A 14,438-nucleotide genomic window follows, 5' to 3' on the forward strand; every position below is an offset into this window, starting at 1 on the left:
GCTCAGCGAAGGTCGGTCGTCGTCCAGCGGGGCGACTCCGCGGTGATCGCGACGGTGTCGCCGGTCAGCGTCGTCCGCGCCTGGACGTCGCGCCGGGCGCTCGTGCCCACCCAGACGTCGACCTCTCCGGGCTCCACCACGCGCGTGAGCGTGCGGTCGGTGAAGGCCAGCCGCGTGTTCGGCACGGTCAGCTCGACGGTCACCGAGGCGCCCGGCTCCAGGCGCACCCGCCGGTAGCCGAGCAGCTGCGCCACCGGCCGGGTCACCGAGGCGACCAGGTCGCGGCCGTAGAGCTGCACCACGTCGTCACCGGCGACCGGGCCGGTGTTCGTCACCCGCACCGACACCTTCAGCGGCCTGTCGGTCGGCACCTCGGCCGGCACGGTCAGGTCGGTGTACGCGAACGTGGTGTAGGACAACCCGTGCCCGAACGGCGCCACCGGCGTCGCCGGCAGGTTCGTGCCGTTCATGCCCGCCCCCAGCTCGGGGTGCAGGTACGAGTACGGCTGCGCGCCGGCCGAGCCGGGCAGGGTGACCGGCAGCCGGCCGGACGGGTTGACCCGCCCGGAGAGCACGCCCGCGATCGCCCCGGCGCCCTCCTCACCCGGGAAGAACGTCTGCACCACCGCCGCGCACCGGGACAGCGCCCAGCCGAGAGCGTACGGGCGGCCGGTGAGCAGCACCAGGACGACCGGGGTGCCGGTGTCCAGCACCGCCTCGACGAGCTGACGCTGCACGCCGGGCAGCTCCAGGTCGTCCCGGTCGCAGCCCTCGCCGACGGTGCCGCGGCCGAACAGGCTGGCGTGGTCGCCCATCACGAGCACTGCCACGTCGGCGGCGGACGCGGCGGCGACCGCCTCGTCGAACCCGGACCGGTCCGCCGAGTCCACCTCGCAGCCGGCCGCGAAGGTGACCGAGTCGGCGCCGAACTCGGCGCGCACCGCTTCCAGCACGGTCGGCACCTCGAAGCCGGTCTCCACGCCCGGGTGGTGGGCCAGCACATGGTTGAGGAACGAGTAGCAGCCGAACAGCGCGCCCTGCCGGTCCGCGTTCGGCCCGACGACCGCCACCCGGCGGCCCGCCGGCAGCGGCAGCACGCCCTCGTTGGCGACCAGGACCACCGACTCCTCGGCGAGCCGGCGCGCGATCGACCGGTGCTCCGGCGAGTCGAGATCGATCGCGCCCGGCGGCTCGTCGTCGAACGTCGCGTCGAGCAGTCCGAGTTCCTGCTTCTGGCGCAGGACGCGCAGCACCGCCCGGTCGACCAGCGCCTCGTCGACCCGGCCGGCCCGCACCGACTCGGTCAGGGTCAGGTAGGCGTCGCCGGTGGGCAGCTCGATGTCGAGACCCGCGCTCAGCGCCTGCACCGCCGCGTCCGCGTTGTCGGCCGCGACGTGGTGCAGCAGGTTGAGGAAGGCAACCCCGAAGTAGTCGGCCACCACCGTCCCCTCGAAGCCCCACCGGTCCCGCAGCAGATCGGTGAGCATCGTCGGGTCGGCGGCGACCGGCACGCCGTCGATCTCCGCGTACGAGTGCATGACGCTGCGCGCGTCGCCGTCGCGGATCGCCATCTCGAACGGCGGCAGCAGCACGTCGGCGAGTTCCCGGGGACCGGCGTGCACCGGGCCGAAGTTGCGCCCGGCCCGCGAGCCGGAGTAGCCGGCGAAGTGCTTCAGCGTCGCGAGCACGCCCTGCGACTGGAGTCCCCGCACGTACGAGGTGCCGATGGTGCCGACGAGGTACGGGTCCTCGGCGATGCACTCGTCGACCCGGCCCCAGCGGGGATCCCGGATCACGTCCAGCACCGGGGACAGTCCCTGGTGGATGCCGAGCGCGCGCATCGAGGCCCCGATCGCCGCCGCCATCTCGGTGACCAGCTCCGGGTCGAACGCGGCACCCCAGGCCAGCGGCGTCGGGAAGGTCGCCGCCTTCCACGCCGACAGGCCGGTCAGGCACTCCTCGTGCACGATGGCCGGGATGCCCAGCCGGGTGCCCGTCACCAGGTCCCGCTGGAACTTCCACAGCCAGGCGGCGCGGGCGGCGGCGTCGACCGGGCGGGTGCCGTAGGCGCGGGTCAGGTGACCCAGCCCGTGCCGGGAGAAGTCCTCGAGCCGGCCGCTGTCGGCGAACTCGCCCTGCAGGGGCGCGACCGCCTCACCGTCCTCCTTCTCCCAGAACCCGACGAGCTGCGCGACCTTCTCCTCGATCGTCATCCGAGCGAGCAGTTCCCGTACGCGCGTCTCGGCGTCGTGTCCGTCCGGCCGGTCGTGGTCCGAACCTGCCTGAGCCGGTACCGGCCCGTCCACCACCGCGTGGACCTCTGTCATGGTGTGCCTTTCCACTGGTTGTGCTGGTGCCGCCGCCGCTCAGCCCTTGACCGCGCCCTGGAGACCGCCCACGATCTGCTTCTCCGCCAAGGTGAAGAACAGCAGCGCCGGCAACATCGCCAGCGACGTGAAGGCGAGGACTCCCGCGGTGTCGGTGGTGTACTGGCTGGAGAAGTTCTGCACGCCCAGCGGCAGGGTGTGCAGGTTGACGTCCCCGAGGACGAGCAGCGGCAGGAGGAACGCGTTCCAGCTCGCCACGAACGCGAGGATGCCGACGGTGACGACCGCGGGCCGCGACAGCGGCAGCACGATCCGCCAGAGGAAGCCGAGCCGGCCGGCGCCGTCGATGGCGGCCGCGTCCTCCAGCTCCCGCGGAATGGCCGACAGGAACGGCCGCAGGATGACGATCGTCAGCGGCAACGAGAAGGCCACCTGCGGAAGGATCACCGCGTAGTAGGAGTTGATCAGGTTCAGGTCGCGCAGCATGAGGTACAGCGGCAGGATCGCCGCGCCGGCCGGGAACAGCAGGCCGAGGGTGAAGAAGGTGTAGAGCCCTTCGCGGCCGCGGAACGTGTAGCGGGCGAGCACGAACGCGGCGGCCATGCCGAGCACCACCACGCCGAGCGTGGTGCCGAGGGCGACCACGGCGCTGTTGAACGCCTGCTTCCAGAAGTCGCTCTGGGTCAGCACCCGGTAGTAGTTGTCCCAGACCCACGGGTCCGGCAGGCCGGCCGGGTCGTTCACGATCTGCGGCGTGGTCCGGAAACCGCCGACGACGACGTACACGACGGGTGCGATCGACACGGCCGCGACCGCGAGCGCGATCGCGTACGTCAGCGGCGAGCTCCACTGCACCGGCCGGCGCCCGGCCGAGGGGGCGGATACGGAGTTCACGGCCACTGTCACTTCCCCTTCCGGGTGATGGCACCCTCGATGTCCCGGCGGAGCAGGAAACGCTGGAACAGCAGCGCCGCGACGAACGAGATGGCGAACAGGATCACGGCGACCGCGTTGCCGTAGCCCCAGAGCCGGGCGAAGAAGCCGTTGTCCACCATGTACGTCGCCATGGTGGCCGAGGCGCCGAGGGACCGTACCGCCGGCACCGAGGTCACCCAGATCATGTCGAAGACCTGCAGCGAGCCGATCATCGACAGGAACATCCAGATCCGGATGGTGGGGCCGAGCAGCGGCAGCGTGACGTGGCGCTGGATCTGCCACCAGCTCGCGCCGTCGATCTCGGCGGCCTCGTTCAGCTCCTGCGGCACGTTCGACAGGCCGGCGAGCAGCAGGATGATGGCGAAGCCGACGTACTTCCAGGTGAGGACGAACAGCAGCGTCCAGATCACCACGTCCAGGTCGGCCAGCCACGCCTGCACCAGGCCACCGAGCCCGATCGACTGCAGCAGCGCGTCGAGCGTGCCGTTCTCGGTCAGGATCAGCTTCCACATGATGCCGACGGTGACCTCGGCCAGCACGTACGGCACGAACACCAGCAGGCGGAACGCCGAGCGCCCGCGGAAGCGGCGGTTGAGCAGGAGGGCGATGCCCAGCGCGACCGGGCCCTGGATCAGCAGCGACCCGAACACGATGATCGCGTTGTTGCGCAGCGCGTCCAGGAAGATCGGGTCCTGGAAGGCGAGCGTGTAGTTGCGGAAGCCGACGTACTCGGTGGGCGGGCCGACGCCGCGCCAGCGGAACAGGCTGTAGTAGAACGCGAAGCCCATCGGCACCAGCACGAACATCACGTAGATGACGACCGCGGGCGTGGTCAGACCGATGATCTCGTACCACTTGCGACGGGTCTCGGCGCGGCGGGAGGCGGCCCGTGCGCCGGGCCGGAGGCCCGCCGGCGGCGCTTGCGCGCCGACGGCGGGCGTACGGGTCTGCGATGCGGACGTCACTTGCTTGCGGCCGCCTTCATGGCCGAGACGACCTTCTCAGGTGTCCCGTTGCCGGCGAAGATCGCGACGATCGCGTCGTTCATCGCGGTGCCGACGGTGCTGCCGAAGGCGGTGTCCAGCCAGAGCTGGATGTAGGTGGCGGACGCGGTCGACTCCAGGATGGACTTCAGCGCCGGGTCGGTCACGCCGTCGGCAGCGCTCTTGACGGCCGGCAGGCCGGTGCCGGTGGCGGCGTAGCCCTTCTGCACCTCGGGGCTGACGATGTACTTGAGGAACTCGACGCACTCGGCCGGGGCGTTCTTGGAGCAGGCGAAGCCGTCGCCGCCGCCGAGAGCCGCCTTCGGGTCACCGGCCGAGCCGGAGATCGCCGGCACCGGGAACCAGCCGAGGAACTTGCCCAGGGCCGCCTTGTCGGTGGCGACGGTGTCCAAGGTCCCGCGGTTCCACTCGCCCATCAGCTCCATCGCGGCCTTGCCGTTGGCGAGCAAACCGTTGGCGCTGGTCGGGTCGTTCTGGCCCGGCGTGGCGATGAAGTTGTTCTGGAACGGCTTGGTGTCGATGAAGGTCTTCAGGTCCTGGCCGGCCTTGACGAAGCACGGGTCGTCGAAGGTGCGGTCCTTGGAGGCCTTCTTCAGCGTGTCGACCGAGCAGGCGCGCAACGCGAAGTTGTACCACCAGTGCGCCGCGGGCCACTTGTCGCCGGCGCCCAGGGCGATCGGAACGACGTTGATGGCCTTGAGCTTGGTGACGGCGGCGTTGAGCTCCTCGAAGGTGGTCGGCGGCGCCGAGATGCCCGCCTTCGCGAACATGTCCTTGTTGTACCAGATGCCCTCGATGCCCATCCGGAACGGCAGGCCGTACTGCTTGCCGTCCACCTGCCAGATCTCGGCGGGGCTGCCGACGTCGGCCACCTCGCCCTTCACCTGGTCGGTGATGTCCTTGAGGTAGTCGGCCTCGACCTGCTCGCGCATCTCGCCGCCACCCCACGCCTGGAAGATGTCCGGCGGGTCGTTGCTCAGCAGCGCGGCGGGGAGCCGGGTGCGCTGGAGCTGGTTCGTCTCGATCGCCTCGATCTCGATCTTGACGGTCGGGTGGGCCGCGGAGAAGTCCTTGGCGACCTTCTCCCAGTACGTCTTGCCGGGCCCGTCCTGCGACGCGTTGTGCCACCAGGTCAACGTCACCGGGTTCTTGTACAGCTCGCTCTCGGCGGCCTTCTCCTCGTCGCCACCACCACTGCACGCGGAGGCCAGCAGAGCGCTTGTCACAAACAGTGCCAGGACGGCACCAGCACGGCGCTTCATCACCACAGATGTCTCCTCGACCACTCAGTCGGGTTACCTGCCGGGGAGTTTTACAGGGCCGTAACGTGAAGTCAATCGGTATCGATAACGTTTTCGACATCGTCTTCGATCCCCCTGGAAGAGCCCTCTATCATCGTCGGCGTGGTGTTCCAGGAGCGCGTCAAGATGTCGGACGTGGCACGTACGGCCGGCGTCTCGGTGGCAACTGTATCGAAAGTTGTCAATGGTCGGTACGGCGTCGCGCAGGCCACCGTCGAGCGCGTCCAGCAGGTGATCCACGAGCTCGGGTACGAGGCCAGCCTGGGCGCGCAGAGCCTGCGCAGCCACCGCACGAACGTACTGGGCATCCTGGTCGCCGAGTTCGAGCCGTTCTCCACCGAACTGCTCAAGGGCGCGTCCCGCGAGGTCGCCGGCAGCGGCTACCAGCTGCTCGCCTACTCCAGCGGCGACGGCGAGGGCGCGGCCATAGGGTGGGAGCGGCGCTCCCTGGCGCGGCTGTCCGGCACGCTCATCGACGGCGCGGTGATCGTGACGCCGACGGTGGTCGAGACCAAGCACGGCTTCCACGTGGTGGCCGTCGACCCGCACACCGGCCCGTCCGGCCTGCCCACCGTCGACTCCGACAACTTCGCCGGCGCGGTACTGGCCACCGACCACCTGCTGTCGCTCGGGCACCGGCGGATCGCGCACATCAGCGGCCGGCCCGACCTGGAGTCGGCCCGCCTGCGCGAGGCCGGGTTCCGCAAGGCGATGGCCGACGCGGGCGTGCCGGTGGACGAACGGCTCGTGCGGGTGGGCGGTTTCCGCACCGAGACCGCCGCCAGCACGGCCGCCGAGCTGCTCGCGCTCGCCGACCGGCCGACCGCGATCTTCGCCGGCAACGACCTCTCGGCCATCTCCACGGTGGACGTGGCCCGCGGCCTCGGCCTGCGCGTACCGGAGGACCTGTCGGTCATCGGCTTCGACAACATCCCCGAGTCGGCGCTCGTCGACCCGCCCCTCACCACGATCCGGCAGCCGCTGCAACGCATGGGCGCCGAGTCGCTGCGCCTGCTGATCGACCTCATCGCCGGCGTCGAGCGGGACACCCACATCCAGCTCCCCACCGAGCTGGTCGTCCGGGCCTCCTGCCACCCGCTGCGCTGACGCGCCGGCTCACCCTCCCCGCCCAGGTGATTGACGGACGGCTATCGGCGTCCGTAATGTTTCGGGCTACTTCCGGAAGGTTGATCGGAAGTTTCGGAAGCCGCATCGTCAGTCCACCCTGGCGCCCGCCGAACCGTTCCACGGCGCGGCGTCTCCGGCACCGCCACCGCCGGCCCCCGGGCCGCGCGCACCCTCCCGAAAGGAACGACCATGAAGCTGAGACGATGGCTCGCCGCCGGCGCCGTCGCCGTCGCGACCGCCACCGCCCTCAACGTCGTCCCCGCGACGGCCGGACGCCCGTACGACCCGGCCGCGCAGAGCCTGCGTGAGCTGGCCAAGCGCCACGGCCTCTACGTGGGCACCGCGGTGGACATGGCCGCCCTCAACGACGCCTCCGAGCCGCGGTACCGCGAGCTGGCCGCGTCCGAGTTCTCCACCGTCACCGCCGAGAACGTGATGAAGTGGGAGAGCCTCGAACCCACCCGGGGCACCTACAACTGGGGCCCGGCCGACGAGCTGGTCGAGTTCGCCCGCAAGAACAACCAGCGGGTCCGGGGCCACGTGCTGGTCTGGCACAACCAGTTGCCCGCGTGGCTGACCAGCGGCGTCGCGGACGGCTCGATCAGCAAGGCCGAGCTGCGCCAGATCCTGCGCAACCACATCACCGCAGTGGTCACCCACTTCAAGGGCAAGATCTGGCAGTGGGACGTGGTGAACGAGGCGGTCAGCGACCCCTGGGACACCCCGTCCACCCTGCACTACAAGGGGTTCTGGGCGCAGAACCTCGGCCCCGGCTACATCGCCGACGCGTTCCGCTGGGCCCGCGCCGCCGACCCGAAGGCGCTGCTGTTCTACAACGACTACAACATCGAGGCGTTCGGCTCCGGCAACCCGGCCGACGACAAGACGCAGTTCGTCTACAACATGGCCCGTGACCTGCGGGCCAAGGGCGTGCCGATCGACGGCGTGGGCGCACAGGGCCACCTGGGCACCCAGTACGGCAACTTCAGCACGCTCCAGGTGGCCGCGGCCCTGCGCAAGTTCGCCGGGCTCGGGCTGGCCACGGCGTTGACCGAGGTGGACGTACGCAGCCAGATCACCGAGGGGGTGGAGGCCGGCGACTCCGCGGAGATCAACCCGCGCCTGCAGGCGTCCGCGGCGAACTTCAGCGTGCTGATGCAGGCCTGCCTGGCCGAGCGGCACTGCCTGTCGTTCACGCTCTGGGGCTTCACCGACAAGCACTCCTGGGTGCCCGGCGCGTTCTCCGACCCGCCGGAGGGCCTGGCCACCGTCTACGACGAGAACTACCAGCCGAAGCTGGCGTACCACGAACTGAAGGCCGACCTGATGTTCTCCGGTCCGCCCTACGTGCTGCCGCGCATCCCGCAGCACCCGCGCCGCTGACGGTCGCGCGGAGGGGCCGGCCTGCGGGCCGGCCCCTCCGTCGCGGTGCGCCACGGGATCACGCTCACGCCGCCCGGCGCCGGCCCAGTTCCGACTCCAGCCGTCCGATGAGCGTCTTGCGGGCCTTGCCGCCGCGTTCCCGGCGCAGCGCCGCGCCGAGCTGGCGGGTGTCGAGGTCGCGGACCAGCTTGACGGCCTCGGTCACCGGCAGCTCGTTGATCTGCTCGGCGGCGGTGGCGTCCCGGCGGGCCCGCTTCGCCGGGCCGGTGTTCGGCACGTACTGGCGGCCGGAACGCGACGCGCGGCGCTTGCGGGTGTCGGTGGCCCGCCGTTCGGTCTCCGACAGCTCCTCCCACGCCTGTTCAGGCAGGTAACGGCGCGTTTCGCCGCCGTTGCGGGCACGCGTGTCACCGCTGCGGGTCTGCCACTTCTCGCCGCCCCAGCGTTGCAGCGAGCGCTGCCGTGCGTCCTTCGGGCCCTCGAATCCCCCGCCGGCCTTCTTGTACTCGTTCGTCAGCAGCTGCGACTTGCGGGCCGACCACTGCCCGGGCCGTCCGCCCTTGTCGGAGGCGCGGATCTCGGCCTTGAGGCGTTCGCGCAGTTCCGGCTCGGTGTACTTCGCCATGACGAGGCGTTACCCGGACCGGCAGCGGCCATGCCGGTCAGCGGGACGACGGCCGGTAGACCAGATCCATCGTGTCGGTGCGGCCGGACCAGTCCAGCCGCAGCCGCCAGCAGCCGGCGGCCGGCAGGTCGACGATGGACGGCCCGGGTCCGCCCGCCACCTCCCGGACGACAGGGGTGTCCGTCCCGTCCCGCGTCGCGGTGATCACCAGCGGGGTCCGCGGCGCCGGCTCGGACCGGCCGGGCTCGGGGCGCGCCACCCAGAGGATCTTGTTGTTCGCGCCGTCGCCGCGCGCGTGCACCAGCGGGTACGCGAACAGGATCGCCACGATGTCGCCCCCGGTGCCGAAGACGTGCCGGATCCGGGTGTCGCCGGTGAACCCGGCGTCCGCCCAGTCCGGCAGCCGGCCGGTCTCCACCCGCTCGGCGCAGGCCGCCGGCGTGGACGGTCCGGTGGCGGGCACGGTGCCCGTGGCCGGCCCGCCGGCCGGCTGCGCGGCCGGGCCGGTGCACCCGGCCAGCAGCAGGACCGGCACCAGCAGGACTCTTCTCGGAACGGACATCCGGCCTCCCCCGTCGACGACTCTCGTCGACAGGACACCGCCCGGCGCCCCGAGGTTCCCGCCGCACTCACTCAAGCGAGGACGCGATGTCGAGCGCCTGCTCGCGCGTCAGGTCGCCCTCCAGCCGGTAGCTCACCCCGGCCCGCTCCCAGATGAGCGTGGCGGCGGACAACCGCGCGGTGGCGACCCGTTCCGTGCCCGAGCGGTCCACGTACGCCAGCGCGTGCGGGCCGCCGACCCAGATCGCGAACTCGCCGCCGACGTGGGTGAGCGTCACGTCCGCCCCGAGGGACCGCTTGTGGAACACGATGTCGAGCGAGCCGTCGAAGGCGTCCAGCCGGACCGTCCCGCCCCGGTAGAGCAGGCTGGCGACCCGGTGCGCGCCGGTGCCGTCCGGATCGGCGACGAGCACCCGGTCCAGCTCGCCGAGCCGGGCCGGCACCCGGATCGGGAAGCGGACCTGCCGCTGCGCCTCGGCGAGGGCGACCTCGTGCTGCGCGGGCAGCGGCGACGGCGTACCCGTCGGCGGCGGGGCGGGCGCGGTGTCCACGACCACCCCGGAGAACCGCAACAGCCCGGTCACCGCGTCGGCGAGCGCGGCCCGCCCCGGCGGCAGCACCGCCACGAGCAGGGCGGCGAGCGCGGCGGCCAGCACGTACCGCCGGCGGCGGCGCGGCGCGGGCGCGTCGAGCCGGGCCCGGACCCGCGCGGTGAGGTCCGGTGTCCGCGCCGGCTCCAGCCAGCCCGTCAGCTCCCGCAGCTCCCGTTCCAGGTCATCCACGGTGTGCCACCTCCCGGTCCAGCAGGGCCCGCAGCTTCGCCAGCGCCCGGTGGGTCCGCGACTTCACGGTGCCCCGGGCCACCCCCAGCACAGTCACCGTCTCGTCCTCGCCGAGGTCGAGCAGGTAGCGGCAGACGATCACCTCGCGGTCGCGGGCGGGCAGCCGGCGCAGCGCCCCGACCAGCTCGGCCCGGCGCTCGGCCGCCAGCACCGCGTCGAGCCCGTCCTCGGCGGTGACCGCCGCGACCGGGTCCGCCGTCGCCGCGCGCAGCGTCAGCCCGTCCCGCCGGGTCCGCGTCCGGTGCAGGTTCCGGGTCTCGTTGGCGACGATCGCGAGCAGCCAGGACCGGAACGACGCCTCGGCCCGGTAGCGGGACAGTTTCCGGTACGCCTTGACGAACGCCTCCTGGACCACGTCCTCGGCGTCCGGACCGGCGCCGAGCAGCACCGCCGTCCGGTACGCGGACGCGGTGTGCCGGGCGACCAGGGCGTCGTACGCCTCCCGGTCGCCGGCGCGTACGCGGGTGACGAGGTCGTCGTCGTCCAGGGCAGCCTCCGCCGTCGGTCCGCTTCCATGACACCGCCCGGGGTGGCCGGGTTCCATCAGGCGTTTGACCGGGTGCCGGGCCGGAAAGAGTGGCGGGATGAGCTGGGCGAAGAGAGCCGTACCCGCAGCCGTCGCCGCCGTCGCCGCGCTGGCGGCGCGGGACCTGCTGCAACGCGACCACGCGCTGCGCCGCAACTTCCCCGTGCTGGGCCGCGCCCGGTACCTGATCGAGTCGATCGGCCCGGAGCTGCGGCAGTACATCGTGGCCGGCAACGACGAGGAGCGGCCCTTCACCCGCGACCAGCGGCGCTGGGTGTACGCCTCGGCCAAGCAGGAGAACAACTACTTCGGGTTCGGCACCGACAACGACATCGAGCACACCTCCGGCTATCCGATCATCAAGCACCGTACGTTCGGCCGGGCGGTGCCGCCGTCGGCGCCGACCGCCGGGCACGACGTGACGCTGCCCTGCGCCAAGGTGCTCGGCGCGGCGCGCGGCCGGGCGCGGGCGTTCCGCCCGGAGTCGGTGGTGAACATCTCCGGGATGAGCTTCGGCTCGCTGTCCGCGAACGCGGTGGAGGCGCTCAACCGGGGCGCCGCGCTGGCCGGCTGCCTGCAGAACACCGGCGAGGGCGGGCTGTCGCCGTACCACCGCAACGGCGGTGAGCTGGTCTTCCAGCTCGGCACCGCGTACTTCGGCTGCCGCGACGAGCAGGGCCGGTTCAGCCTGGAACGGCTCAGGGACCTGGTGGCGTCGGCGCCGGTACGCGCGCTGGAGATCAAGCTCAGCCAGGGTGCCAAGCCGAGCCTCGGCGGCCTGCTGCCGGCGGCGAAGGTCTCCGCCGAGATCGCCGCCACCCGGGGCGTCCCGGCCGGTCAGGACTGCGTCAGCCCGTCCCGGCACGCCGAGTTCTCCGACTGCGACAGCCTGCTGGACTGGGTGGAGCTGCTCGCCGCCGAGACCGGCCTGCCGGTCGGCATCAAGTCCGCCGTCGGTGACCTGGGGTTCTGGGAGGAACTGGCCACGCTGATGCGCGACACCGGGCGCGGCGTGGACTTCGTGACCGTCGACGGCGGCGAGGGCGGCACCGGCGCCGCGCCACTGATCTTCAGCGACTCGGTCTCGCTGCCGTTCCAGCAGGGCTTCTCCCGGGTCTACCGGACCTTCGCCGAACGCGACCTGCACGAGCAGGTGGTGTTCGTCGGCGCCGGCAAGCTCGGTCTGCCGGACAACGCGGTGGTGGCGTTCGCGCTCGGCGCCGACATGGTCAACGTCGGGCGGGAGGCGATGCTGGCGATCGGTTGCATCCAGGCGCAGAAGTGCCACACCGACACCTGCCCGACCGGCGTCGCCACGCAGAACGCGTGGCTGGCCCGAGGTCTGGACCCGGCGCGCAAGTCGGTGCGGGCCGCGAACTACATCCGTACGCTGCGCCGCGACCTGGTCAAGGTGGCCGAGGCGTGCGGCGTCGAGCATCCCGGGCTGATCGGTACCGACGCGGTGGAGATCCTCGACGGCCGGACCTCGTCGATCCCGCTGGACCGGGCGTTCGGCTACCGGCCGGAGTGGGGGATGCCGTCGGCCGCCGACCGGGCGGAGATCGTCCGGCTGATGACCGCCGAGGCGCCGCAGGGCGGCAGCGCTCCGCCCTCCCCCACCGCCGTCGGCTAGCCGGCGCCCTCGCCGGTGCGGTGCCGGCCCCGGCGGCGCGGCGGGCGCGGCCGGAGCACGACCGGCGCCACCACCAGGACTGCCGCACCGAGCAGTCCCCAGGGGTGGCGGCTGGTCTCGACCACGAAGGCCACCGGCCGTTCCGGCAGGTCGACGCGGCCGTGGAGTTCGTGCGCCCCGAGCACGGCGACGTCCACCGGCACCGGGATCTCGTACGTCCGGACCTGCCCGGCGCCGATGGTGCCCAGTGGCGGGGGGGCGACGATGGTGTGCGCCCGTCCGGGCCGGCCGAACAGCAGCGTGAACGGCGGGTCGACCACGTCGGCCGGGCCGGGGTTGCGCAGCGCGACGCGTACGGTGAGCGTCTCGGGCAGCCCGAACCATTCCCGCAGCGGGCGGCGGCCGGCGACGCGCAGCTCGTCGAGGTGCAGTCGCGGCGTGGCGGCCGGCGCGGGCGACGGGGCGGCGGTCACGCCCCGGACCGGCAGCGCGGCGGTGGCCCGGGCGGTGCCGGTCAGCGCATGCGCGCGCAGCACGCAGGGACAGGCGACGGGTGGCGCCGCCAGCACGATCGGCGCCACCGTCGTGCCCGCCGGCGCCTGGACGGTGGTGCCCTGCTCGTTGGCGCAGTCGAGCGCGCCCCGGCGGGCCTCGTTACCGCAGACCGTGAGGTGGACCGGACCGGCCGGCCAGCCGCGCAGCGTGACGGTGACCCGCTGCCCGACAGTCAGCGGGCCGGACGGCACGACGACAGCGGGCCGCGGCGCCGCGGAGGCCGCAGTGGACGACGGCGCGGCCGGGGCGGAGACGGCGGTGCCGTCCGGGGCGGACGGCGGCGCCGGGGCCGCCACGGCCAGCGCGAGGATCGCGGCGGCGGCCGGCAGGACCGGCGTCACCGGGCACCGGCCGGCGTGCCGCCCGCCGGGGGTTCGGCCGTCCCCCCGGCGGTGGCCCCGGACGCATCCGCCGGCCCGGCGGGAGCGGCCGAGGGCTCGGACACCGACGCCGGCCCGGCGGGTGCAGCCGTCGCCGCGCGCTCGGACACCGCCGCCGGCCCGGTCGTGGTGGGCGGCGCGGCCGGGGTGGGACGACGGCGGCGACGGCGCAGGTAGAGCCAGGCTCCGGCGGCCGCCAGTGCGGCGATCAGCAGCCAGGGTGGTGCCCACACGCTCGCGGTGCGCTGCACCGGGGGCAACGCGGTGTCGACGGTGGTGGGTGCGAGGTCGACAGTCGCGGTCAGCCGCAGCGCGGGTGGTACGCCGGTGACCCGCTCGGTGACGGTGAACTCGGCGCCGGGCAGCAACTCCGGCAGGTCGACCGGGCTGGTCCGGGACAGCGTCCAGCCACCGGGGCCGTCGACGACCACCGCGCCGGTGCCGCCGACGCGGACGTTGCCGCTGTTGCGGACCCGGTAGGTGACCGTGAGGTCGGCGCGGCCGATCGGGTTGAGCGGGGTGTCGTAGTCGACGCGTACCGATTCGACAGTCACGGCGGGGCGGACCTCGCCTGCGACGCGGAGGTAGACCCGGGCGGCGATCCGCTGGTCGAGCCGGACCCGCTGCCCGTCCGCGGTGACGCCGTCCTGGGCGACAGCGGCGATCACGCCGCCGGTGTGGTCGCCGGGCGTGGCGTTGCGCGGCACGGTGAGGCGGAACGGGATGTCCGCGCGCCGGCCGGGCTGGACGGTCCAGCTTCGCCGCTCGACGCCGATCCAGGCGCCGACATCGGTGGCGGCCCGGTCGGAGGGCAGCAGCGCGAAGGCGCCGTCGGTGGTGGTGTACGCGTCGGTGCCGTACACCGCGAAGGTGAGCGGGCGGTCGCCGAGATTCGTGACGCCGACGTGGTCGGTGACGGTGTCACCGGGCGCCAGGTCGTACGTGAAGTAGTTGCGCCCGGTCGGCCCGCCGGGCCCGGACGGCTGGACCGCCCAGCGGACGGCGCCGGGGTCGGCGGACGGTGCGGGCCGGAGGGCGGCCTCGCCGGCGGCCGGCGGCCCGAGCAGCACCGCGAGCAGCACGGCGGCGAGCGCGGCGCACCACCGCGCGGCCGGGGCGCCGGGCGTGTGCCGTCGCGGGGTGCGGGTGGAGGGCGTGAGGAGGGGCATACCGTGCTCCGCTGCGAGGTGGTCGCCGGGGCGCGGCTGGTGGGGCACGGGCGACGTGCCCGCGCCCC

Annotated in this window: 13 protein-coding genes; 3 read left to right on the top strand and 10 right to left on the bottom strand. The window is 73.0% G+C overall.

Going from position 1 to position 14,438, the window contains the following annotated elements:
• Window positions 1-2: 2 nt before the first annotated feature.
• From OC439_RS01825 to OC439_RS01840, 4 genes are read right to left on the bottom strand one after another with little or no spacing between them, the layout of a single operon-like run.
• Window positions 3-2,327 (bottom strand): beta-glucosidase family protein, encoded by a 2,325-nt coding sequence (locus tag OC439_RS01825; protein ID WP_262011869.1) that lies wholly within the window; start codon window positions 2,325-2,327, stop codon window positions 3-5.
• 39 nt (window positions 2,328-2,366) lie between these two features.
• Window positions 2,367-3,233: a carbohydrate ABC transporter permease gene (locus OC439_RS01830; RefSeq protein WP_262011870.1), complete on the bottom strand. Its 867-nt coding sequence runs from the start codon at window positions 3,231-3,233 to the stop codon at window positions 2,367-2,369.
• Window positions 3,230-4,228 carry a carbohydrate ABC transporter permease gene (locus OC439_RS01835; RefSeq protein WP_262011871.1) on the bottom strand — a complete coding sequence of 333 codons (999 nt, stop codon included), beginning with the start codon at window positions 4,226-4,228 and terminating at the stop codon, window positions 3,230-3,232. Before OC439_RS01835 ends, OC439_RS01830 begins: the two co-directional genes overlap by 4 nt.
• Entirely contained in the window at window positions 4,225-5,493 is a 1,269-nt protein-coding gene (locus OC439_RS01840) for an extracellular solute-binding protein (protein WP_262011872.1), read from the bottom strand. The genes OC439_RS01835 and OC439_RS01840 overlap by 4 nt, the downstream gene beginning before the upstream one ends.
• A 177-nt stretch (window positions 5,494-5,670) precedes the next feature.
• Between OC439_RS01840 and OC439_RS01845 the strand changes: the two genes are divergently transcribed.
• Together OC439_RS01845 and OC439_RS01850 are read left to right on the top strand one after the other, a co-directional pair.
• Window positions 5,671-6,675, top strand: coding sequence for a LacI family DNA-binding transcriptional regulator (locus OC439_RS01845; protein WP_262011873.1), 1,005 nt, complete (start codon window positions 5,671-5,673; stop codon window positions 6,673-6,675).
• Between the two features lie 210 nt (window positions 6,676-6,885).
• On the top strand, window positions 6,886-8,079 hold the full coding sequence (locus OC439_RS01850) for an endo-1,4-beta-xylanase (protein ID WP_262011874.1): 1,194 nt from the start codon (window positions 6,886-6,888) through the stop codon (window positions 8,077-8,079).
• Between the two features lie 64 nt (window positions 8,080-8,143).
• On the opposite strand, the gene OC439_RS01855 is transcribed toward OC439_RS01850, so the two are convergent.
• The 4 genes from OC439_RS01855 to OC439_RS01870 form a co-directional block, all read right to left on the bottom strand.
• Window positions 8,144-8,704 carry a DUF5872 domain-containing protein gene (locus tag OC439_RS01855; RefSeq protein ID WP_262011875.1) on the bottom strand — a complete coding sequence of 187 codons (561 nt, stop codon included), beginning with the start codon at window positions 8,702-8,704 and terminating at the stop codon, window positions 8,144-8,146.
• A gap of 37 nt (window positions 8,705-8,741) precedes the next feature.
• Complete coding sequence (locus OC439_RS01860; protein WP_262011876.1) at window positions 8,742-9,266, bottom strand: hypothetical protein; 525 nt, start codon at window positions 9,264-9,266, stop codon at window positions 8,742-8,744.
• A gap of 67 nt (window positions 9,267-9,333) precedes the next feature.
• Window positions 9,334-10,047: a hypothetical protein gene (locus OC439_RS01865; RefSeq protein WP_262011877.1), complete on the bottom strand. Its 714-nt coding sequence runs from the start codon at window positions 10,045-10,047 to the stop codon at window positions 9,334-9,336.
• On the bottom strand, window positions 10,040-10,651 hold the full coding sequence (locus tag OC439_RS01870) for an RNA polymerase sigma factor (RefSeq protein ID WP_262011878.1): 612 nt from the start codon (window positions 10,649-10,651) through the stop codon (window positions 10,040-10,042). The genes OC439_RS01865 and OC439_RS01870 overlap by 8 nt, the downstream gene beginning before the upstream one ends.
• Window positions 10,652-10,691: 40 nt before the next feature.
• Between OC439_RS01870 and OC439_RS01875 the strand changes: the two genes are divergently transcribed.
• Window positions 10,692-12,266: an FMN-binding glutamate synthase family protein gene (locus OC439_RS01875; protein ID WP_262011879.1), complete on the top strand. Its 1,575-nt coding sequence runs from the start codon at window positions 10,692-10,694 to the stop codon at window positions 12,264-12,266.
• Here OC439_RS01875 and OC439_RS01880 read toward each other — a convergent pair.
• Together OC439_RS01880 and OC439_RS01885 are read right to left on the bottom strand one after the other, a co-directional pair.
• Complete coding sequence (locus tag OC439_RS01880; protein ID WP_262011880.1) at window positions 12,263-13,162, bottom strand: hypothetical protein; 900 nt, start codon at window positions 13,160-13,162, stop codon at window positions 12,263-12,265. The two genes, OC439_RS01875 and OC439_RS01880, sit on opposite strands and share 4 nt — an antisense overlap.
• On the bottom strand, window positions 13,159-14,370 hold the full coding sequence (locus OC439_RS01885; protein WP_262011881.1) for a WxL protein peptidoglycan domain-containing protein: 1,212 nt from the start codon (window positions 14,368-14,370) through the stop codon (window positions 13,159-13,161). Before OC439_RS01885 ends, OC439_RS01880 begins: the two co-directional genes overlap by 4 nt.
• Window positions 14,371-14,438: the final 68 nt, after the last annotated feature.

It is taken from the genome of Micromonospora sp. Mcm103 (genome assembly GCF_024519755.1).
Classification (GTDB): domain Bacteria; phylum Actinomycetota; class Actinomycetes; order Mycobacteriales; family Micromonosporaceae; genus Micromonospora; species Micromonospora aurantiaca.

What these genes read in the sequence shown, in the direction of transcription:
- OC439_RS01825 (WP_262011869.1), bottom strand. Translation starts at nt 2,327, where the DNA reads ATGACAGAGGTCCACGCGGTGGTGGACGGGCCGGTACCGGCTCAGGCA.
- OC439_RS01850 (WP_262011874.1), top strand. Translation starts at nt 6,886, where the DNA reads ATGAAGCTGAGACGATGGCTCGCCGCCGGCGCCGTCGCCGTCGCGACC.
- OC439_RS01855 (WP_262011875.1), bottom strand. Translation starts at nt 8,704, where the DNA reads ATGGCGAAGTACACCGAGCCGGAACTGCGCGAACGCCTCAAGGCCGAG.
- OC439_RS01860 (WP_262011876.1), bottom strand. Translation starts at nt 9,266, where the DNA reads ATGTCCGTTCCGAGAAGAGTCCTGCTGGTGCCGGTCCTGCTGCTGGCC.
- OC439_RS01870 (WP_262011878.1), bottom strand. Translation starts at nt 10,651, where the DNA reads ATGGAACCCGGCCACCCCGGGCGGTGTCATGGAAGCGGACCGACGGCG.
- OC439_RS01875 (WP_262011879.1), top strand. Translation starts at nt 10,692, where the DNA reads ATGAGCTGGGCGAAGAGAGCCGTACCCGCAGCCGTCGCCGCCGTCGCC.
- OC439_RS01885 (WP_262011881.1), bottom strand. Translation starts at nt 14,370, where the DNA reads ATGCCCCTCCTCACGCCCTCCACCCGCACCCCGCGACGGCACACGCCC.